Annotated in this window: 20 protein-coding genes; 5 read left to right on the top strand and 15 right to left on the bottom strand. The window is 67.2% G+C overall.

Annotation, left to right across the window (positions count from 1 at the left end):
- Positions 1-134 precede the first annotated feature (134 nt).
- The 15 genes from NK214_RS20290 to NK214_RS20220 all read right to left on the bottom strand — a co-directional run bounded on the left by NK214_RS20290 (position 135) and on the right by NK214_RS20220 (position 13805).
- Complete coding sequence (locus NK214_RS20290) at positions 135-1013, bottom strand: phosphoribosylaminoimidazolesuccinocarboxamide synthase (RefSeq protein WP_253315351.1); 879 nt, start codon at positions 1011-1013, stop codon at positions 135-137.
- A complete protein-coding gene (locus tag NK214_RS20285; RefSeq protein WP_107801467.1) occupies positions 1010-1696 on the bottom strand; it encodes a DNA alkylation repair protein in 687 nt (228 codons plus the stop codon). Before NK214_RS20285 ends, NK214_RS20290 begins: the two co-directional genes overlap by 4 nt.
- Complete coding sequence (locus NK214_RS20280; protein WP_253315350.1) at positions 1693-2112, bottom strand: fosfomycin resistance glutathione transferase; 420 nt, start codon at positions 2110-2112, stop codon at positions 1693-1695. The genes NK214_RS20285 and NK214_RS20280 overlap by 4 nt, the downstream gene beginning before the upstream one ends.
- A gap of 39 nt (positions 2113-2151) precedes the next feature.
- A complete protein-coding gene (locus NK214_RS20275) occupies positions 2152-3282 on the bottom strand; it encodes a 5-(carboxyamino)imidazole ribonucleotide synthase (RefSeq protein ID WP_227106279.1) in 1131 nt (376 codons plus the stop codon).
- Entirely contained in the window at positions 3282-3770 is a 489-nt protein-coding gene (gene purE / locus NK214_RS20270) for a 5-(carboxyamino)imidazole ribonucleotide mutase (protein WP_191186231.1), read from the bottom strand. Before purE ends, NK214_RS20275 begins: the two co-directional genes overlap by 1 nt.
- A gap of 102 nt (positions 3771-3872) precedes the next feature.
- A complete protein-coding gene (locus NK214_RS20265; protein WP_253315349.1) occupies positions 3873-4709 on the bottom strand; it encodes a CPBP family intramembrane glutamic endopeptidase in 837 nt (278 codons plus the stop codon).
- A gap of 320 nt (positions 4710-5029) precedes the next feature.
- Positions 5030-6508 (bottom strand): S8 family peptidase, encoded by a 1479-nt coding sequence (locus NK214_RS20260; RefSeq protein ID WP_107801472.1) that lies wholly within the window; start codon positions 6506-6508, stop codon positions 5030-5032.
- A 27-nt stretch (positions 6509-6535) separates the two neighbouring features.
- Positions 6536-8203: a hypothetical protein gene (locus tag NK214_RS20255; RefSeq protein WP_146176773.1), complete on the bottom strand. Its 1668-nt coding sequence runs from the start codon at positions 8201-8203 to the stop codon at positions 6536-6538.
- A gap of 333 nt (positions 8204-8536) precedes the next feature.
- Entirely contained in the window at positions 8537-9283 is a 747-nt protein-coding gene (ybgF, locus tag NK214_RS20250; protein ID WP_107801474.1) for a tol-pal system protein YbgF, read from the bottom strand.
- Between the two features lie 161 nt (positions 9284-9444).
- Positions 9445-9972 carry a peptidoglycan-associated lipoprotein Pal gene (gene pal / locus NK214_RS20245; RefSeq protein ID WP_107801475.1) on the bottom strand — a complete coding sequence of 176 codons (528 nt, stop codon included), beginning with the start codon at positions 9970-9972 and terminating at the stop codon, positions 9445-9447.
- A 14-nt stretch (positions 9973-9986) separates the two neighbouring features.
- On the bottom strand, positions 9987-11276 hold the full coding sequence (gene tolB, locus NK214_RS20240; protein ID WP_253315348.1) for a Tol-Pal system beta propeller repeat protein TolB: 1290 nt from the start codon (positions 11274-11276) through the stop codon (positions 9987-9989).
- A 74-nt stretch (positions 11277-11350) separates the two neighbouring features.
- Positions 11351-12220: an energy transducer TonB gene (locus NK214_RS20235; protein ID WP_253315347.1), complete on the bottom strand. Its 870-nt coding sequence runs from the start codon at positions 12218-12220 to the stop codon at positions 11351-11353.
- A complete protein-coding gene (locus NK214_RS20230) occupies positions 12217-12627 on the bottom strand; it encodes a biopolymer transporter ExbD (RefSeq protein WP_227106289.1) in 411 nt (136 codons plus the stop codon). Before NK214_RS20230 ends, NK214_RS20235 begins: the two co-directional genes overlap by 4 nt.
- 266 nt (positions 12628-12893) lie before the next feature.
- Positions 12894-13562: a class I SAM-dependent methyltransferase gene (locus NK214_RS20225; RefSeq protein WP_253315346.1), complete on the bottom strand. Its 669-nt coding sequence runs from the start codon at positions 13560-13562 to the stop codon at positions 12894-12896.
- Between the two features lie 63 nt (positions 13563-13625).
- Complete coding sequence (locus NK214_RS20220; protein ID WP_235085168.1) at positions 13626-13805, bottom strand: DUF3460 family protein; 180 nt, start codon at positions 13803-13805, stop codon at positions 13626-13628.
- A 234-nt stretch (positions 13806-14039) separates the two neighbouring features.
- On the opposite strand from NK214_RS20220, the gene NK214_RS20215 reads away from it, so the two are divergent.
- The 5 genes from NK214_RS20215 to NK214_RS20195 all read left to right on the top strand — a co-directional run.
- The gene (locus NK214_RS20215; RefSeq protein WP_107801480.1) at positions 14040-15473 is read left to right on the top strand and encodes an undecaprenyl-phosphate glucose phosphotransferase; all 1434 of its coding nucleotides are present in this window, start codon (positions 14040-14042) and stop codon (positions 15471-15473) included.
- Positions 15474-15480: 7 nt separating this feature from the next.
- Positions 15481-16944, top strand: coding sequence for a mannose-1-phosphate guanylyltransferase/mannose-6-phosphate isomerase (locus NK214_RS20210; protein ID WP_253315345.1), 1464 nt, complete (start codon positions 15481-15483; stop codon positions 16942-16944).
- Positions 16941-17855 carry a glycosyltransferase family 2 protein gene (locus NK214_RS20205; protein WP_235085160.1) on the top strand — a complete coding sequence of 305 codons (915 nt, stop codon included), beginning with the start codon at positions 16941-16943 and terminating at the stop codon, positions 17853-17855. Before NK214_RS20210 ends, NK214_RS20205 begins: the two co-directional genes overlap by 4 nt.
- A 5-nt stretch (positions 17856-17860) precedes the next feature.
- Positions 17861-18667 (top strand): polysaccharide biosynthesis/export family protein, encoded by an 807-nt coding sequence (locus NK214_RS20200; RefSeq protein WP_253315344.1) that lies wholly within the window; start codon positions 17861-17863, stop codon positions 18665-18667.
- A 27-nt stretch (positions 18668-18694) separates the two neighbouring features.
- On the top strand, positions 18695-20609 hold a 1915-nt coding region (locus NK214_RS20195; RefSeq protein ID WP_253315343.1), incomplete at its 3' end, for a hypothetical protein.

Genomic DNA, 20609 nt, shown 5'->3' with positions numbered 1-20609 from the left:
GTTTACGATCTCGCGAGCTAAGGCGAGACAAGGCGAAAACTGCTGAGAAAGCGGAGTGTACATACGGTACATGAGCATTTCGAAACGGTTTTCAACGCCGTATCGCCGACGCGCAGCAGATCGTAAGCAGGTTCTCAGGCGGTCAGCCTGTCCAGCGCTTCCCTATACTTGGCCGCGGTCTTCTCGCGCACCTCCAGCGGCACCGTCGGCGCCGGCGCCTGCTTGTTCCAGCCGGAGGCTTCCAGCCAGTCGCGCACGAACTGCTTGTCGAAGGACGGCGGGTTGCCGCCCGGCGCGTAGCTGTCCGCCGGCCAGAAGCGGCTGGAGTCCGGGGTCAGCGCCTCGTCCATCAGCGTCAGCACGCCGTTCTCGTCCAGGCCGAACTCGAACTTGGTGTCGCAGATGATGATGCCGCGGCTGGCGGCGAATTCGGCGGCGGCGCGGTAGAGCTTGATCGCGGTGTCGCGCACCTGGGCGGCCAGCTCGGCGCCGACGATTTCCTCGCAGCGCTGGTAGCTGATGTTTTCGTCGTGGTCGCCCACCGCCGCCTTGGTGGACGGGGTGAAGATGGGTTCGGGCAGCTTGTCGGCCTCGCGCAGGCCGGCCGGCAGCGCCAGGCCGCAGACGGTGCCGCTTTGGCGGTATTCCTTCCAGCCGGAGCCGGCCAGGTAGCCGCGCACCACGGCTTCGATCGGCACCGGTTTCAGGCGCTTGGCCACCACGGCGCGGCCGGTCACTTGCGGCAGGTCGGCGGCGGAGACCACGTCTTCCGGCGCATCGCCGGTCAGGTGGCAGGGCACCAGATCTTTGAGCTTGTCGAACCAGAAGTTGGAGATGGCGGTGAGGATCTGGCCCTTGCCGGGAATGGGATCGTCCAGGATCACGTCGAAGGCGGACAGCCGGTCGGTGGCGATCATCAGCATGCGCTGGTCGTCGATCTCGTACAGGTCGCGGACCTTGCCGGAGTAGATTTTCTTCAAGCTGGTCAGTTGGGTGGTGTTGAGTCCGGTCATCGGAAATCCTCGGTGGAGCGGGCAATGTGTTTCAAGGCTTCGCGCCGGCTGAGCCCGGATAGCGGCGTGGCCGCGACAAAGGCGCGCACGGCGCGGGCGTCGGTGTAAGCGTATTCGCGCAAGGCCCAGCCTATGGCCTTGCGAATGAAGAATTCGGCGTCGCCGGCATTGGCGGCGCAGTAGCGGAACAGGCGTTCGGCGTCGGTGTCGGTTTTCCAGCGCAGCTGGTGCAGGATGGCGACGCGGCGCAGCCAGAAGTCGGCGTCGCCGCTGAGCGCGTCCATATCGTGTTGCAGATCGCGGTGTTGGCGCGCGAGCGTGCCGACCACCCAGGCGGCCAAGCCGTCCACGCAGTCCCACCAGGGCTTGGCGGCGGCCAGGGTCAGCAGCCGCGGCAGGCTGGCGGCCGGCAGTGCCTCGGCGCGCGCGGTCAGCAGGTCCACCGCCGCGTATTGGAATTCGCGTTCCGGCTGCCGCCACAGTTGTTCGGCCAGCTCCAGGCAGTATTCCGCGGTTTGGGTCTTCAGCGCGCGGATCCAGGGCGTGGACACCTTGCGGCGCGCCGGCGTGGGCACGCCGAGAAAGTCGAACTGCCCGCGCATATAGGCGCGCATCGGCGCGGCCTGTTCCGGGACGGCGGCGGCGCTCAGTCCGGCGCGCAGCGCGGCGATGTCGGCGTTCATGCCGGCGCCTCGTCGAAGAAGCGCATGCCGGCGTAAGGCCGGGCGCGGCAGGCGGCCAGCCGCGAGGCGAGGCTGCCGACGTGCAGCTCGAGCTGATGGCCGTCCGGGTCCAGGAAGTAGAGCGAGTCGCCTTCGCTGCGGTTGTCCCGCCATTGACGGACGCCGGCGGCGGCCAGGCGTTCGCGCCAGGCCGGGAAGTCGGCGGCGTCCACGCCGAAGGCGTAATGGGTGTAGCCGGGGGCTGGCGCGGCGGCCGGGTCCAAGGACAGGCACAGCCACAGGCCGTCCAGGCTCAGATAGCCGCCGCCGTCCCAGCGCGCGTGGGGCTGGCAGCCCAGGGTGAGGGCGTAGAAGTCCCAGGCGCGCTCCAGATCGCGCACCGCCAGGGTCAGGTGATTGAGTCCGTTCAGCTTCATGGCGAAAAAATGGCGAAGCCGGAAAGCTTCGCCATCTGCTTACAAGGTATCCTTCAAGGCCCGGGCCTGATCCAAGGCTTCGTCGGCCGTAGCCGCCATCACATTGAAGTGGCCCATCTTGCGGCCGGGGCGCGCGCTTTTCTTGCCGTACAGATGCAGTTGGGCGTTGGGCGCTTCCGCCAGCACGTCCCAATTGGGCTGGGCGCCGTTGTCCTTCCACACATCGCCCAGCAGATTGACCATCACCACCGGGCTGAGCAGCTCGGTGCGGCCCGGCAGCAGGCCGCACATTGCGCGCACCTGTTGCTGGAACTGGTCGGTCAGGCAGGCGGTGAGCGTGTAATGGCCGGAGTTGTGCGGCCGCGGCGCGATTTCGTTGACCACCAGGCTGTCGTCGGCCAGCACGAAGAATTCCACCGCCAGCACGCCAACGTAGTCCAGCGCCTCGGCCAGCCGCATCGCCATGGCTTGCGCTTCGGCCGCCAGCGCCGGCTTGATGCGCGCCGGCACGATGGATTCGTCCAAGATGCCGTCGGCGTGGATGTTCTCGGCCACCGGGAACACCGCGCTCTGGGTGGCGCTGACCCGGGTGACGATGGCGGACACTTCCAGCTGCAGGTCCAGCATTTTTTCCAGCACGCAGGCCTGTCCGCCCAGGTTGGCGTAGGCGGCGCGCGCCTCGGCCGCGGTGCTCACCCGCACCTGGCCTTTGCCGTCGTAGCCCAGACGCGCGGTTTTCAGGATGCCGGGCAGATAGGGCGAGAGTTCGACCTGGATGTCTTCCACGCTCTGGATGGCCAGATAGGGCGCGGTGGGCAGGCCGGCCTTGGCGATCCAGGCTTTTTCCGCGATGCGGTCCTGGGCGATGGCGACGCAGTCGCCGGACGGGGACACGCGGGTGGTCTTGGCCAGCAGGCGCATCGCGTCGGCGTTGACGTTCTCGAATTCGGTGGTGACGGCGGCGCAGCTCTTGGCCAGGTCTTCCAGCGCGGCCGGATCGTTGAACGGCGCGCACAGGTGGCGGTCGGCGAAGTCCGCCGCCGGCGCGGCTTCATCCGGATCCAGCACGGTGACGCGGTAGCCCATGGTCTTGGCGGCGACGGCGAACATGCGGCCCAACTGGCCGCCGCCCAGGATGCCCAGCATCGCCGGGGGCAGGATGGCGGCCATTATTCGATCTCCGGCAGGGTCATCGCCAGCACGGTTTCTTCTTGCTTGCGGCGGAAGGCGATCAGTTGTTCCGCCAGTTCCGGGCGGGTGGCGGCCAGCATGGCCACGGCGAACAGCGCGGCGTTGGCGGCGCCGGCCTCGCCGATGGCGAAGGTGGCCACCGGGATGCCCTTGGGCATTTGCACGATGGAGAGCAGGGAATCCTCGCCGCGCAGGTATTTGGACGGCACCGGCACGCCCAGCACCGGCACATGGGTCTTGGCGGCCAGCATGCCCGGCAGGTGGGCGGCGCCGCCGGCGCCGGCGATGATGGCCTTCAGGCCGCGCTCGGCAGCGGTTTCTGCGTATTGGAACAGCAGGTCGGGAGTACGGTGGGCGGAGACGACGCGGGTTTCACAGGCGATGCCGAAGTCTTTGAGCACGCGGGCGGCGTTCTGCATGACTTCCCAATCGCTGTTGCTACCCATCACGATGCCGACTTCAATCATGGCGGAGAAGCTCGCTGGTTGAGGCTAAAGCCGGGATTTTACCCGATTGGGGCCTGCTGCCGTTATGGTTTTTTATTTTGACATCAAGGTACTTAGGGCATATCACATCAGCCGCGGATAAGTGAACAGAATCAGGTGCACAGCGTTGAAGGCGACATGGGCCAGCACCGCCCACAAGACCTGGCGGGTGGCGGCGTAGACCAGGCCGTAACCCAGGCCGGCCAGGGTGGCGAGCCCCACCCAGACCCAGCCGCCGGCGACGTGGACCAGGCCGAAGGCCACCGCGGCGGCCATCAGGGCGGGAAAGGGCTCGGTGCGCAATTCCAGCCAGCGTTGCAGGCCGGCGCGGAAGAAGGCTTCCTCGGCCAGCGAAACCAGGAAGAAGTTGGCGAACAGCCAGGGCAGCAGCCAATGCGGCCATTTCGGCGCCCAGGCGATGACGCCGGCCACGCTGGCCAGGCCCAGCACGACCAGCAGCAGCAGCGCGCCGACGCCGGCCGCCGCCGGGCCCCAGCGCCGCTCCACTTGCGGGCTGGCGGCCAGCACCATCAAGAGCAGCCAGCCGGCGGCGCCCTTGTCGTAACTCCAGTACAGCCGGTAGGGCGCGCTGTTCGGCGTGCTCAGGCCCTGCCACAGCAGCGGGTTGTTGAAGCCGGGCAAGGCGTGCAGCGCCAGCGCCAGCAGCAGCGCGATCCAGACCAGCCACAGCTCCGGCCGCCGGTAGTGGCGCGCGGCCAGGCTGACGGCGAGGGCGGCGAGGAGGGCCGCGGCGCCCAAGGGCTGCACCAGGCCGCAGGCGACGGCGACGCCGGCGCTGCTGAGCGCGGCCAGGCGGGAGGGCCAGCGCAGGCGCAGGCTTTCGGCCAGCAAGGCCAGGGCCAATAGGAGGAAGGCGGCAAGGGATAGGGAATCCGGCAGGGGCGGGGTGGGCAGGGGCATGGCGGGCTCGCGGCGGGATGGGTTTGGATACTGAATGATACCTAAGAACCTGTTTACGATCTGCTGCGCGTCGTGAGACGTGGCACGGTGAGTATGGCATTCAAAATGCTCATGTACCGTGTGTGCATTCCGCTTTCCCCACCGCAACGCCATGTCATGTCTTGGTTCGCGAGATCGTAAGCGCGCCCTGAAAGCGTTGAGAAAAAAGCCGCCGCCGTCTGGTTTTGGGCCAGAGCCGCGGCGGCAGGCTCCCGGTGTGCAGGGAAAGGAAGCCGCAAGCGAACCGGCGGCCGGCGCCGGGGCGCCGACCGCCGGCCGGCTTAGTTGGCTTTGGCCGCGCGCACCGCGGCGGCGGCGTCGGTGATGCCGGCGGAGCAACCTTCGCAATCCGCCGCCGGTTGGCGGGCAGTCTTGATCAGGATGTTGCGCACCGCTTTCCAGTTGAGGCTGGGGTTGGAGGACAGCATCAGCGCCACCAGGCCGGCCACGTGGGGCGTGGCCATGGAGGTGCCCTGGAAGGCGGCGTAGCTGTCCGCGCCCGGCACGGTAGTACCACTGTTCAGCGTGGAATAGATGCCGGGGTCGCCGCTGTTGAGGTCGCCGCCCGGCGCGGTGACGGTGGTGATCGCGCCGTAGTTGGAGTAGGAGGCGATGCCGCCGGACTTGCCGTTGGAAGCGACGGTGATCACGCCGGGGCAGCTGGCCGGGTTGGTGTTGCGCACGTTCTTCATCGCGTTGCCGGCGGCCACCACCACCACGCCGTTGCGGGCGTTGACCTGCTGGATGGCGTCGCGGTAGGTGCGGCTGCACGGCTGGGCGCCGCCCAGCGACATGCTCAGCACCCGCGCCACATTGGCGTTGACCGGCGCGCCGGGCACGGTGGCGCCCACCGCCCACAGCATGGCGTCGGCGATGTCCGAGCTGGCGCCGCCGCATTGGCCCAGCACGCGCAGCGGCAGCAGCTTGGACTTGGGCGCCACGCCGGTCAGGCCGTTGGCGTCGCCGGCGGCCGCGGCGATGGTGCCGGCCACGTGAGTGCCGTGCCAGCTGCTGTTGCCGGCGCGGCACAGGCTGCCGTCGCTGTAATCGCCCTGATCCAGGCCGTTGTTGGTGCGCGCGTTTTGCACCGGTTGGCCGTTGCTGTCCAGCAGCGGGCTGCCGTCGGCATTGGTCTGCGCCACCGCCGGCAGGCGCGCGCGCTTGGGATCGGAGATGAAGTTGTAGCCCGGCTCCAGCAGATTGGGCTTGAGGTCGGCGTGCGGACGGTAGCCGGTGTCCAGCACCGCCACGGTGACGCCGGCGCCCAGCGACAGGTCCCAGGCCGCCGGCAGGTTCATCGCGCCCGGTTCGCCGGCGCTGGCCTGCATATCCCATTGCTTGGCCGCGTAGAGCGGGCTGCTGGGCAGGTAGTTGGGGCTCATGACGAAGTCCGGCTCGGCGTATTCCACCGCCGGGTCTTGCTGGATCTTGCGCGCCAGGGTCTGGGCTTCGGCCACGCTCATCGCCTTGCCGCTTTGATAGACGTAGGCGCCGGTGCCCATCTGGTGATGGAATTGCAGCGGGCTGCCGCTCAGTTGCTGCACGCGTTGGGTGCGGGCGGCGAAATCCGCTGGGCGGCTGGACGGGGCGCGGCCGCCGTTGGCGATGCGAGCCTGGGTCAGTTGCAGCTGGGAGACGCTGTGGTATTTGACGATGATGCCGGTGATGCCGGCGGCGGAGGGCGCCGCGGCGGCGATGTCGGCGCCGGCGCCGGCCAGCAGCGCGGCGGTCAGCAGGGACAGCGAGGTTTTGCGGTTCATGTGTTATTGCTCCAATGCGGCGACGGCTTAGTTCTTGACGTAGGGGATGGCGGCGAGGCCGGCCGGGGCATTGCCGCCGGCGGACGGGCTGCCCCAGGCGACGAACTTGCCGTCCTTGGCCACGGCGAGGAAGCCGCCGAGCGGAGTGCTGTAAATGGCGCGGATATTGACCAGGCGCGAGCGGACGGCGGAGCTGTCGCCGCCGTGGGTGGGCGCGCCCCAGGTGACCACGCTGCCGTCGGCCTTCAAGGCGGCGAAGGCGTAGTCGTTGGCGAACACGGCCACCACATCGCGCAGGCGGTGCCGCACCGCGCTGCTGTCGCCGCCGCGCAGTTCGTCGCCCCAGGTCACGACGCTGCCGTCCTGACGCAGCGCGGCGAAGGCCAGCTCGGTGGAGGCGATGGCGCGCACGCGGTTGAGCTGGTGTTGCACGCCGCTGGCGTCGTTGCGGGCGCTGTCGCCCCAGGTGACCACGCTGCCGTCCTTGCGCAAGGCGGCGAAGGCGGTCTTGCTGGCGTAGAGCTTGGCCACGCCGGCCAGGTTGCCGGCCACCGGGCCGGTGTCGGCGCCGCGGTCGAAATAGGCGCTGCCTATGGTGGCCACCGAGCCGTCCTGCTTCAGCGCGGCGAAGACGTTGAGGTTGGTCTGCACGGCGCTGACGCCGGCGGGCATGGGCTCGCTGCCGTCGTAGTAGTCGCTGGTCTGGCCGTCCCAGTTCAGGCCCCACACCACCACGCTGCCGTCTTTTTTCAGCGCGGCGAAGTTGTAGTCGGTGGCGGCGATGCTGGCCACATTGTTGAGTTTGGCGGCCAGCGGCGAGGCGTCGCCGCCGGAATTGGGATCGCCGAAGGCGAGCACGCTGCCGTCCTTCTTCAGCACCGCCACCGCGCCCAGATTGTGGCTGACGCTGGCGACGTCCTTCAGCGCGGCCAGTCGGGCGGCGTCGAAGTAGGAGGAGATGGATTTGGAGCCGCCGCTGCCGTCGAAGGTGGTTTCGATATTGCCCCAGCTGGTGGCGCTGCCGTCGCCGTTGAGCGCGACGAAGCCGCGTTTGGTGGGCCACAGCTTGGCGATCTTGCCCAGCGGCGCCACCGGGGAGGTGGCGTCGGCGCTGCCTACGCCCACCGGGCCGGCGAAACTGGCGCCGGAGCCGGCGCGGCCCCAGCCGACGACGGTGCCGTCGGCCTGCAGCGCGGCCATCGCGCGTTCATTGCCGGCCACCGCCACCACGTCCTTGGGTTGGGCGGGCAGGGCGGAGGTGTCGCCGCCCAGGCGGCGGCTGCCCCAGACCGCCAGCGTGCGGTCCGCCTTGAGCACGGCGAACACCGACGGCGCGCTGAACACGTTCTGCGGCACCAGGGTCTGGCTGGCGCTGGTCAGCGCGCAGCTGACGGTGGCGGTCAGCGGCTGGTCCGGCGCGCTGTCTTCGGCGCTGAAGCCGCGGGCGCCGTTGCTCCATTGCACGCGCGGCTGGCCCAGGCACAGGCCGCTGGGCACCGCGGTCAGCACGCCGCCGCGGTTGCCGAAGATGTCCACCGCCAGGCGGCCGCTGCCGCCATGATGGCTGGAGCCGTCGCCGGGCTGGCTGCCGCTGCCGTCGTCTTCGCAGCCGGACAGGCCGCCGATCAGCGCTACGCCCACGGCGATAGCGCCAAGCCGGAACCATTGGGTTCCGCTTGCTTGTGTGGTTCTCATCACGGGTAACTCCTTTGTAGATCTTGTCGTTTGTATTTTTATCCTGGGTTTAAACCCAGAACGAATATATTGTCATGCGATAAGCATGTTTGGTAGAGAAAACGCATGGATAAGGCAAGCGGGAGCGGAGGCGGCGGAAGGAGAGGGAGGCGGAGCGCTGCGCCATTTTGGTGCGGCGAGCGGATAACCATTGGTTATAATTATTTGTGTTTTAATTTTTTATTGAAAAATCAGCTATTTGCCAGCGACGGAAACGACGCGGAAGACAAAGCCAGCCGCGGCGGGCTGGCTTCAAAATGGGGCATGACGGCCGGAGGGGAGCCGGCCGGGGTGTTACATTTTTGCCAGTTGTTGGCGCGCTTTTTGGGCGGAGTCCGTCTTGGGATACAGTTTGATCAGGCGTTTGTAAGTGGCTTTGGCCTGGTCCATCTGGCCTAGGTCGCGCTGGCAATTGCCGATATTGCGCAGGGCTTCCGGCGCGAAGTGGTTGTCCGGAAACTGCTCGACGAAGCGGCGATGGATGTCGATGGCGGCGTCGTATTGGCGCAGCGCGGTGTGGGACACGCCCAGCCAGTATGTGGCTTCCGCCACTTGCGGCGCTTGCGGGTTTTGTTCGATGAAGCCGCGCAGCGCGTCGGCGGCCTTGGCGAAGTCGCGAGCGCGCAGCAGGTTCAGCGCCTTGTCGTAATCCGGGCTGGTGGCGGCGCCGCCGTCCGCGGAGCCGGAGGCCGCGTCGCCGTGCGTGGCGGGCATGGGCTTGGCGCCGCTGTTCTCCAGATGGCCCAATCGGCCGTCCAGATCGTTGTACAGGTCGTTCTGGCGCTTCTGCGTGGTTTGCAGATTGTAGTTCAGCACTTCCACGTCGCCGCGCAGCTTGGCCACTTCGGCCTTCATCGCTTCCAGCTGGCTGACCATTTCCAACAGCTTTTCATTGGAAAGCTTGCTTTCCACTTCATTGAGCCGGGTGGACGCCTGGCGGTTGACTTGGTCCAGCTGGCGGCGGGTTTCTTCCAGATCGCCGGTGGTGGCGCAGCCGGTGAGAACCAGCAAGAGCGCGCTGCAGAGGGTGAGCCGTTTCATGGTTGTCCCGGGATGTCCCGCCGTCCGGCCCGGAGGGGACGACGCTTGTAAGGTGGGTGGCAATGAATACAGCCGGATATCTTAACGGCAAGCGCGTGAAAACGCATCCGCCCGATGTCCGGCTGTAAAAGCCGGCCCTGAATCGGGCCGGCGGTTTGGGCTTAGTGGCCTTGGTACACGATGTCGGCGCGACGGTTCTCGGCGAAGTCCGCGTCGGTGTTGCCGGTGGCGCGCGGTTTTTCCTTGCCGAAGCTGACCGCTTCCAGCTGGCTTTCCTTGGCGCCCAGCACTTCCATCGCCTTTTTCACGCTTTCGGCGCGACGCTGACCCAGGGCCAGGTTGTATTCGCGGCTGCCGCGGGCGTCGGTGTTGCCCTGGATGATGACTTTTTTGTCAGCGTTCTGCTTCAGGTAGGCGGAGTGGGTTTCCACTACCGGCTTGCCGCTGGCGTCAACGGAGGAGGAGTCGAAGCCGAAGTAGACGCTGCGCTTGGCCAGCGGGCTGTTGGGATCGTTCAAGGGATCCACGGACACCTGGTTCTGGTTGCCGCTGCCGGTGTCCACCGGCGCGGTGGTCTGCGGCGTGGTGGGCTGCTGGGTGCCGGCGGTGGTGTCAGCTGGTTTGGTGCTGGCGCAGGCGGCCAGCAGGGTAACGGTGGCGGTGCCGAGGACGAGTTGTTTCCAGTTCATATCAATAGCTCCAATTAAGGACGATTAAATGGGCCCCAAGCCGGGTCCTGTACATCGCCGTTGATCACGGCCAATTTCACTTTGCTGCTGCCATCCGTGGTGGCGGCGTACAACACGCTCTTGCCGCCGGCGTCGCTGGCGTACAGCACCATGCGGCCGTTGGGGGCGAAGCTTGGGCGTTCGTTGTAGCCGCTGTCCGACAGCGCGCGGCTGTCGTTGGTGGCCAGGTCTTGCGCCATCACGCGGAAGTTGCCTCCCTCGCGACGGATGTAACTCAGGGTCTTGCCGTCCGGCGACACCTTGGGCGACACGTTGTAGCGTCCTTCCCAGGTGACGCGCTGGGCGTTGCCGCCATCGGCGGACACGCGGTAAATCTGCGGGCCGCCGGCGCGGTCGGAGACAAAGTACAAGCTGCCGCCGTCCGGGCTCCATGTGGGCTCGGTGTCGATGCCGCCGTTGTACATCAGCCTGCGCGCGCCGCCGCCGTTGGCGTTGATCACGTAAATCTGCGAATTGCCGCTGGTGGTCAGCACCACCGCCAGCTTGCCGCCGTCCGGGCTCCAGGCCGGCGCGGAATTGCTGCCCTTGAAGTTGGCGGCGGCGAAACGCTGGCCGGTGGCCAGGCTCTGCACCCAGACCACCGGCTTCTTGCTTTCAAACGACACATAGGCGATGCGTCCGCCGTCCGGGCTCCAGCTGGGGGAGATGATGGGCTCCCTGGAGCGCAGAATGGTCTGGGCGCGTCCGCCGTCCACGTCCGCCACTTGCAAGAGATAGCTGCCGCCGGTCTTCAGCACGTAAACGATGCGGGTGTTGAAGAAGCCTTTCTGGCCGGTGATCGCCTCGTAGATCATGTCGGCGATCGCGTGCGCCACCTGGCGTGTGCGGTCCGGGGTGACGGTGAATTCGCCGCCGGTCAGCTGCTTCTTCTGCGCGACGTCCATCAGCCGGAAACTGATTTTCAACTGTCCGCCGCTCGCGGCCTCCACTTTGCCGATGGCGACGGACTGCGCGCCGGCGGCCTGCCACAGCGGGTAGCGGATGTCGGCTGGCTCAAACGGCGTATTGGCCACGCCGGCGGCGTCCACCATGCGGAAGACGCCGGAAATCGTCAGATCGTTCTTGATCACCGGGCTCAGGCCGCCCTGGGCGTTGGCTTCGTCCTTGAACGGCGCGATGGCGATGGCGTGGCGATTGGCCCCGCCGCCGACGATCTCGATGGTCATTTCCGCTTGCGCGCCGCCTGCGGCCATCAGGCCCAGCGTGACGAGCAGCATATTCAACAGAGTTTTGAAGCTGGACATTAGTTCCCTCGAATCAGTCTATCGGCATGAGGCGACGCCGCAGCCGGTCCATCATGGCTTGTGTTTGGTCCGCCTTATGACTTGGGCCGGAACTCCATCTTGAACTGCCGGTAGCCATCGTTGAAATTGGCGCCGGGCGGCAGCGCCGGGAAGGTTTTCGCTTCCCAGATCGCCCTTTGCACCGCGTCGTCGTAAGCCTTGCTGCCGCTGCTTTGCAGCAGCTGCACCCGGTTCACTTCCAGCGAGGGCAGCAGGCGGACCTGCAACACCACCTTGGGGTTGCCGCTCAGTTCCGGCGGCACTTGCACCAGCGGGGTGACTTTGGCCTTGACCCGGCTGATCCAGCCGGCCTTGGCCGTCGACGAGCCGTTGGCCGCGCCGCCGGCCACGCCGTTGGGCGAACCGGCCTGATCGCTGCGCGCATTGGCCTTGCCGCTGGTGCGCGGGCTGTCCAGGCTGGCCAACAGGTCGTCGGCTTCCGGGTTGTAGGTTTTGGACGGTTTGGGCTTGGCCTGCGGTTTGGCGGCCGGCGCCGGCGGCGCTTTGGCCTCCGGTTTTTTCTCGGCGGGCTTGTCCGCTTTTTTCGCTTCGGGCTTCTTCGCCGGTTCCGGCTTGGGCTCCGGTTTAGGCTCGGGCTTGGGTTCCGGCTTGAGCTTGGGCGGTTCCGGCGGTTTCTTGCCGCGGCCCAGGTTGACGTCGGCCGGCGGCTCCGCCACGACGGGGCGCGGCGGTTCCGCCACCGGCGCGGGCTTGGGTTCGGCCACCGCGGCCGGCGCGGGCGGCGGCGGCGCGGTGGTCCACAGCTCCAGCGCCACCGGCGCCTGTTCCTGCAGGGTTTGGGAATGGAAGCCGCCCCACAGCAGCAGGCCGACCACGGCGACGTGCAGCAGTACCGAAACGATCAGCGACCAAGGACGCGGCGAGGTGGACACTGCGGCCATCATCCCTGCTTCTGCTGCTTGACCGTCAGCGCCACGCGCTTGACGCCGGCCTGGTGGAGTTTGTCGGCGATCTGCACCACTTCGGCGTACTTGAGGTTGGCGTCGGCGGAGATGGCCACCGGGCGTTCGGCCGCGCCCAAGGCCTGGATTTGCACCGCAAGGTCGGCGACGGAGGCGACGTCGGTCTTGCGGTCGTTGTCTATCAGTTGGATCTTGCCCTGGGCGTCCACGGTCACTTCCAGCGGACGGGTGTCGATGCTGGCGGCCTGGGACACGCTGGGCACTTCGATCACGCCGGGCGTGAACATCGGCGCGGTCACCATGAAGATGACCAGCAGCACCAGCATCACGTCGATGTAAGGCACGACGTTCATCTGGTTCATCTGGCGGCGGGGACGGCGATTGAGCATGGAGCGTCTGTTAGCGTTGGCAAGCGGTCATGATACACCGGGCTCCGGTCTAGGTGTCCGGGGGAAGCGGATCAGACCGCGGCGGATCATGAAAAGTTCATGGCCGCGCCGGCCTGGGGGCGCTTAGAACGTGTTTACGATCTAGCGAGCTAAGGCGAGACAAGGCGAAAACAAGCGAAAAAGCGGAATGTACTCGTGGTACATGAGCATTTTGAGCTTGGTTTCAACGCCGTATCGCCGACGCGCAGCAGATCGTAAACAGGTTCTTAGGCCAGCCGCGTGCACAGGGTCAGCCCGTCCCCCACCGGCAGCACGCACATGCGGATGCGCGGGTCGTGCTTCAGGCCGGCGTTGAATTCATGCATCAGATGCACGCCGGGCGGGTCTTCCGGCTTGGGCTCCACCACGCGGCCGGACAGGAAAATATTGTCGATGGCGATCACGCCGCCGGGGCGCACCAGCTGCAGGCAGGCTTCGTAATAGTCGCGGTAGGCGGGTTTGTCCGCGTCGATGAAGGCCAGGTCGTACTGGCCGGCCTGGCCGGCGTCCAGCTGCTCGCGCAAGGTGGCGAGCGCCGGTTGCAGCACCAGTTCGATGCGCTCGGCGACGCCGGCGCGGGCCCAGTAGTCGCGGGCGATGGCGGTGAAGGTTTCGCTGACGTCGCAGGCCAGCGTGCGGCCGTCTTCCGGCATCGCCAGCGTCACCGCCAGCGCGCTGTAACCGGTGAATACGCCGATCTCCAGATAGCGCCGCGCGCCTATCAGCTGCGCCAGCCAGGCCATGAACTGGCCCTGTTCCGGCGCGATCTGCATTTTGGCCATGCGGTGGGTGGCGGTGAATTCGCGCAGATCGCGCATCACCGGGTGTTCGCTGAGGCTGATGTTCAGCAGGTAATCGTGCAAGGCGCCGTCTAGCGCCACGGTGCGGCTGGTCATGGGGTGTGCAGTGCAATCGGAAACGCCCGCGGCGCGGGCGTCGGGTCAGGCGGGGAGCCGGGCTTATTCCGGCTGGTAGACATAGGGCTGCTGCGGCACGCGGGATTCTTTCCAGCGTTCCTGGTCGTCGGCGTTCACTTGACGATCCCACAGGGTCAGGCGCAGTTCGCGGCGCTGGCTGTCCACTTCCGGATGTTCTTCCAGGAAGCCGTTGATGAATTGGGTGAAATCGGACTGATACATCGCATCGTTCCTTCTGGGGTGATGTCGTGATTTTAATCGATAAATCGCCGCGCAGTCAGCTTGAGCGCCCGCTTTACATTCTTTTTGACAACAGATTTCAAACTGTAACGCAAATCTGGTTGCGTCGGAGAAGCTTTGCTGCGATATTGCGTAAAAGATTTAAAGACATTTAAGCAAAATTTTAAACTGAAAAGGCGTTTTTGTTTAAGCAAATTAAACTTAACGGTTTATGTGATGCGAATTCGCAATGTGGACAGCTTGGTGCAGTTCTACCCCGAGACCTTGACCTATCTGCGGCTGCTGGCTCGGCTGACGCATTTGGCGATGGTGTTGGCGCCCGGCTGCGTTTTGCTGCTGCTTGAGCCGGTTTCGGCGGAGGCCCGCGGGCAGGCCGTGCAGGTCTTGCTGCTTGCCGGCGTTCTGGCCTTGCTGTCTTTTCAGGCTTTTGGCGTCTACGGCGGCGGCATGTTTCTGCGTCAGCTGCGTTTGCGGCCCTTGGCCGCGGCGTGCGCGCTGCTGTTTGCGGTCTTGTGGCTGGCGCGCGGGTTGTCGCCGGCGCTGGCGGCCTTGCCGGACCGGCTGTGGCCGGTCTGGTTCGCGGCGACGCTGACGCTCTTGCTGTCGCAGCGCTTGCTGGTGCATGTCTGGTGCCGCCGGCTGGTGCGCCGCGGCGTGGGCCTGCAACGCACGGTGATTCTGGGCTGTACCGCCAGCGGCCACCTGCTGGCCGGCTTCCTGCGGGAGAACGCGGACATCCGCGCTTGCGTGATTGGTTTTGTCGACGACCGCTCCGACCGTTTGCAGCACGCGATGGCCGGCCTGCCCTATTTGGGCGGCATGCAGCGGCTGGAGGCGATGGTGCGCGAGGGCGAGGTGCAGCAAATCCTGGTGGCGCTGCCCTGGGCGGCGGTCAAGCGGATGGGGGATTTGGTCAGCCTGCTGCGGCGCTTGCCGGTGACGGTGCTGCTGGCGCCGGACATGGCGGGCTTGCGGCACGCCCATCATCGGGTGAGCGCGGTGGCCGGGCTGCCCATGTTCAATATTTCCGAGCGGCCGCTCAAGGGCTGGTCGCCCTTGCTCAAGCGCTGCGAGGACGTGTTGCTGGCCGCTTGCGCGCTGACGCTGGCCGCGCCGCTGATGTTGTTGATCTCCGCGGCGATCAAGCTGGATTCGCCGGGGCCGGTGTTGTTCCGGCAGCGGCGCTACGGCTACAACAACCGCCTGATCGAGGTCTACAAATTCCGCTCCATGTACGTGGAGCAGGCCGACGCGGACGCCGAGGCGCAAACCACGCGCAGCGATCCGCGCGTGACCCGCGTCGGCCGTTTCATCCGCAAGACCAGCCTGGACGAGTTGCCGCAATTGCTCAATGTGCTGGGCGGCAGCATGTCCATGGTGGGGCCGCGTCCGCACGCCACCGCCACCAAGGCCGCCGGCGTCTTGTTCGAGGACGCGGTGGCGGAATATTCCGCCCGCCACCGGGTCAAGCCGGGCATTACCGGCTGGGCCCAGGTCAACGGCTACCGCGGCGAGACCGACACGCTGACCAAGATAGAGCGCCGGGTGGCGCACGATCTCGAATACATCGAGAACTGGTCGCTGTGGTTCGACGCCTACATCCTGATCCGCACCCTGCCGGCCGTGCTCTCGGCCGACGAAGCCTATTGAGGCCGCCATGCAAAGCCCAAGACCAGAACTGATTCCCTGCATCGTGTCCGGCGGCGCCGGCACCCGTTTGTGGCCGGTGTCCCGGCAAGCGTTTCCCAAGCCCTTCATCCGGCTGGCCGACGATCAGAGCCTGTTGCAGAAAGCCTTTCTGCGCGCCGCGCGCCTGCCGGGGGTGAAACGGGTGATGATCATCACCAATCAGCAGGCGCAGCTGCGCACCCTGGACGAATGCCGGGCGGTCAACGCCGGCGGACTGGCGCTGGAGCTGCTGCTGGAGCCGGAAGGGCGCAACACCGCGCCGGCGCTGGCCGCCGCCGCCGCGGACCTGCTGGAGCGCGAGCCGGAGGCCGATCCGCTGCTGCTGGCGTTGCCGGCGGATCATCTGATCGCCGACGAAGCCGCTTTCGCCGCCGCGGTGGAGAAGGCCGCGCGGCTGGCCGCCGCCGGCCGCATCGTCGTTTTCGGCCTGACGCCCAGCCGCGCGGAAACCGGCTTCGGCTATATCGAGGCCGGCGCGGCGATCGGCGCCGACGGCCAGGAGGTGGCGCGTTTCGTGGAAAAGCCGGACCGCGCCGCCGCCGAGAGCTATCTGGCCGGCGGCCGTCATCTGTGGAACAGCGGCATGTTCTGTTTTTCCGCCGCCGCGCTGTGCGCAGAGCTGGCCGAACACGCGCCCCAGGTGCTGGCGGCGGTGCGGGACTGCCTGGCGCACAGCCCGGCGTCCCCGCACGCGGACCACAGGCTGCGCGCGCTGGAGCATGAGCGCTTCGGCCGCTGCCCGGACATTTCCATCGACTACGCGGTGATGGAGCATACCCGCGCCGCGGCGGTGGTGCGCTGCGAGCTGGGCTGGAGCGATATCGGCAACTGGGACAGCCTGGCCGAGCAGTTCCCGGCTGACGCGGACGGCAACCGCGTCAGCGGCGACGCCTTGCTGCGGGACAGCCGGGATTGCTTCATCCAGAGCCGCGGCCGGCTGATCGCGATGCTGGGCGTGGACAATTTGGCGGTGGTGGACACCCCGGACGCCTTGTTGGTGGCCAAGCGCGAGCGCAGCCAGGACGTGAGGGAGCTGGCGCGGCGGCTGCAGGAGCAGAACCACCCGGCCTGGCGGCTGCACCTGAGCTCGCAGCGGCCCTGGGGCCATTACACCGTGCTGGCGGACAGCGAGCGCTACAAGATCAAGCGCATCGTGGTGAAGCCCGGCGCGGCGCTGTCCTTGCAGATGCATCATCACCGCAGCGAGCACTGGATCGTGGTCAGCGGCACGGCGATGGTGACCCACGGCCAAGAAGAGCGCTTGCTGCACACCAATGAATCCACCTTCATTCCCGCCGGCGAAACCCATAGATTGAGCAATCCCGGCCTGATCGACCTGGTGTTGATCGAGGTGCAGAGCGGCGAATACCTGGGCGAGGACGACATCGTGCGCTTCGCCGACGACTACGGCCGTTCGGAGGCCGCGCCGTGAGCCGAACCGCGCTGATCCTGCCGGTGCGCAACGCCGGCCGCCATCTGGACCGGCTGCTGCCGGCGCTGGCGGCGCAAAGCCTGCGCCCGGACGAATGGCTGGTGCTGGACAGCGAGTCCAGCGACGGCAGCCGGGCGCGCCTGCTGGCCGCCGGCGCCAGCGTGGTGCCGGTGCGCGCCGCGGACTTCAATCACGGAGGCACCCGCCGGCTGGCCAGCGAGCTGACCGACGCCAAAGTGCTGATCTATCTGACCCAGGACGCCATTCCCGCCGGCCCCGACGCCCTGCGCCGCTTGCGCGACGCGCTGCTGGCGGAGGACGACATCGGCGTCGCCTACGGCCGTCAACTGCCGCAGCCGGACGCCGGCTTGCTGGGCGCGCACGCGCGCCGCTTCAATTATCCGCCGTTCAGCCGCACCAAGCGGCTGGCCGACGCCGCCGAGCTGGGCATCAAGACCTGTTTCAGCTCGGACTCCTTCGCCGCTTATCGCCGCGAGGCGCTGCGCGGGGTGGGCGGTTTCCCCGTGGACGTGATCGGCTCCGAAGACGCTCACGTCGCCGGCCGCATGCTGCTGGCCGGCTGGTCGGTGCGCTACGAAGCCGCCGCCTGCGTCCACCATTCCCACGATTACGGGCTGTGGGAGGAAATGCGCCGTTATTTCGACATCGGCGTGTTCTACGGCCGCGAGCGCTGGATCGCCGAACGCTTCGGCCGCGCCGGCGCGGAAGGGCGGCGCTTTGTGCGTTCGGAACTGGAGACGGTTCGCCGCGCCGGCCAGCCCTGGCGGCAGTCCGAAGTGCTGCTGCGCTGCGCGCTCAAGCTGGCCGGCTACCGGCTGGGCCATGTCGAACGCTGGCTGCCGCGCGCGCTCAAGCGCCGCCTCAGCATGTTCCCCGCTTACTGGAAATGAACGCGATGACCACCGCCAAGCTCGCCGCCGTCTTGTTGTCCGCCCTTTTGGGCGGACTGACGGCTTGTTCCACCCCCAGCACCATCGCGCTGCCGGACGCCAAGACCGTGGAAGCGCGGCGGCTGGCGCTGCGCGACATCAGCCAATTGCCGCCGCCGACGACGCGGGTGATGAACGGCGACACCCTGCGCATCGTCCGCGACGCGCAATCCCCGGCGGAAAAAGACGAGATGGCGCTGTTCTTCGTGCGCCCGGACGGCAGCTTTTCCTATCCCAACGCCGGCCTGGTCCGCGGCGGCGGCCGTACGCCGGAGGAGATAGGGGCGGAGATCACCGAGCGGCTGTCCGCGCTGTACCGCCAGCCGCAAGTCACCGTCAACATCGCCGTCGCGCCGGGCAACCGCGTCTTCGTCGGCGGCGCGGTGCGCAATCCGTCCGCCTTCGAGCTGAGCGCCGCCGCCAGCATCGAACAGGCGGTGATAGGCGCCGGCGGCGTGCTGCCGTCCGCCGACAGCGAGCACGTGGCGCTGCTGCGCATGGACGAGACCGGCCTGTATCAGATTTATTTCACCGATCTGGCGCGGATGCTGGACCCGGCCGCCGGACGGCGCGGGGTGATGCTGCAGCGCGGCGACATCGTGTTCGTGCCCAAGTCCGCCATCGGCAAGGCGGTGGAAGGCGTGGACATGTACGTCAACCAGCTGCTGCCCTTCTCCAAGGCGATAGGCATAGGACTGAATTACGACCTGGGCGGCAAGGGCAGCAACAACGTCAACATCCAGAACAACCCCACCATCAAGGCCGGCGGCTAGCCCCTGGTCCGCACCGGCGATAGCGATATGATAGAAATCCGCTCCTTCCGCGACCTGGCCCGCCTGTTCTTCATCTTCCGGCGCGAGTTCAAATGGGCCTTCGTCGCCACCGTGCTGGTGGCGGCGCTGGGCGCCTTCCTGCTGCCGGCCCGCTACGAATCCGAAGCGCGGCTGCTGGTCAAACCCGGCCGCGACACCAGTACGTTGCCGATCGAATACGCCGACCGTCAGACGCTGGTGGCGCCCAGCACTCAGCGCGACCCCATCGTCGACGAGGAAAAGCTGCTGACCGGCCGCCCCATCATCCACCAAGTGGCCGACTACTACCTGAACGAGATGCGCTCGCCGCCGCCGCAAGGCTGGTGGAAAACCGTCAAGCACCGGCTAAAGCAGGCGGCCGGCGCTGTGCTGGACGGCGCGCGCGACGCGCTGGCCCTGATCGGGGTGGTGGAAACGCAGACGCCGCAGGAGCGGCTGGCCGCCAAGCTGGAAAAGCAATTCAGCGTCAGCCACCAAAGCGGCTCGGCGGTGATGGAAATCGCTTTCAGCTGGGACGATCCGGCGGTGGCGCGGCAAGTGCTGAACAAATGGCTGGCGCTGTACATCGACGAGCGCAGCCGCGCGCTGGGGCGCAAAAGCCTGTACGCGTTTTACGAAACCGAAAGCGGCAAGCTGGCCGAGCAGATCGCCGGCTACAAGGAGCGGATCGGCCAGCAATTGCGCCAGATCGACGGCATCAACTCCAAGGAGCGTCTGGACAGCCTCACCGACCAGCTCAACAAGCTGGAGGCGGCGCGCCGCGCCGATCAGGCGGAGTGGACGGCGATGCAGGGCGGCATCGCCAACGCCCAGACCAGCGGCGGCAAGCTGCCGCGCGAAATCGTCAAGGAGCGCGAACTGAGCCTGAACCCGGCGCGGCAAGACCTCAAGCTCAAGCTCAACGGCCTGGAGCTGGAACGGCTGGACAAGCTCAAGACCTATCTGCCGGACGCGCCGCCCATCCGCGAACTGGATGAAAACATCGCTGCGCTTAAGAACTTGATCGCCCGGGAAAAAGACACGGTGCAGCGCTCGGAAAACCGCGCGCCCAGCGACCTCGTCAATCTGCTGGAGCGCGGCAAGTTGGAGCGCGGCATGCGCGCCGGCGAGCTGAAGGCCAAGGTGGCGGCTTACGACAAGGCCATCGCCGAGCTGAAGGACGAGCGCGCGCGCATTCTCGGCGTGGAGCCGGAGCTATCGCGGCTGGAACGCAATCTGGCGGTGGCGGAAAAGAACTACCTGCTCTACCGCGACAGCCTGGAAAAAGCGCGCATAGACCGCGAGCTGGACAATAGCCGCATCAGCAATATCGCGGTGATAGAGCAGGCCACTTTCAGCCCGGCGCGAGTGTTTCCCAAGAGCCTGGCCATCCTGCTGGCCGCGGCGCCGGCCGGCCTGGCGGTGGGCCTGTTCGCGCTTTACCTGTGCTATCTGCTGGACCAGCGCATCCACGACGGCGGCGGTGTAGAGCGCCGTTTCGGCGTGCCGCTGTGGAGCACGCTGATGGAGCTGGAGCCGGGGCGGACCCCGCCGCCGGCCTTCGAGGCCAGCGTCTATCGCCTGTACAGCCAGTTGCCGGCCGACAGGCTGGCGCGGGACGGCCTGGTCATCGGCCTGGCGTCGTCGCGGCGCGGCGAGGGCGTCAGCTTCGTCGCCGGCCATTTTTTGCGGGTGCTGGCCGAGCGCGGCGTGCCAGCGCGGCTGGCCGCCGGGGACGCGCGCGTCGCTGCCGGCGAGGTGGCGCTGATCGAAGCGCCGGCGCTGCTCGACAATCAGCAGGCCTTCGTGCAGCTGAAGCGCGCCGATCTGATCTTGCTGGTGGTGGGGGCGGCCGCGGCCCCCCGGCCGCGCGCGGCGCCCCCCCGCGCCCCCCAGGGCCCCCCCCCCCGCCCCCGACTCCCCA

The organism is Chromobacterium sp. S0633 (genome assembly GCF_024158805.1).
In the GTDB taxonomy this organism is placed as follows: Bacteria; Pseudomonadota; Gammaproteobacteria; order Burkholderiales; family Chromobacteriaceae; genus Chromobacterium.
Note: the sequence above shows the minus strand (reverse complement) of the source record. Positions and strands in the feature narration are given on the sequence as shown.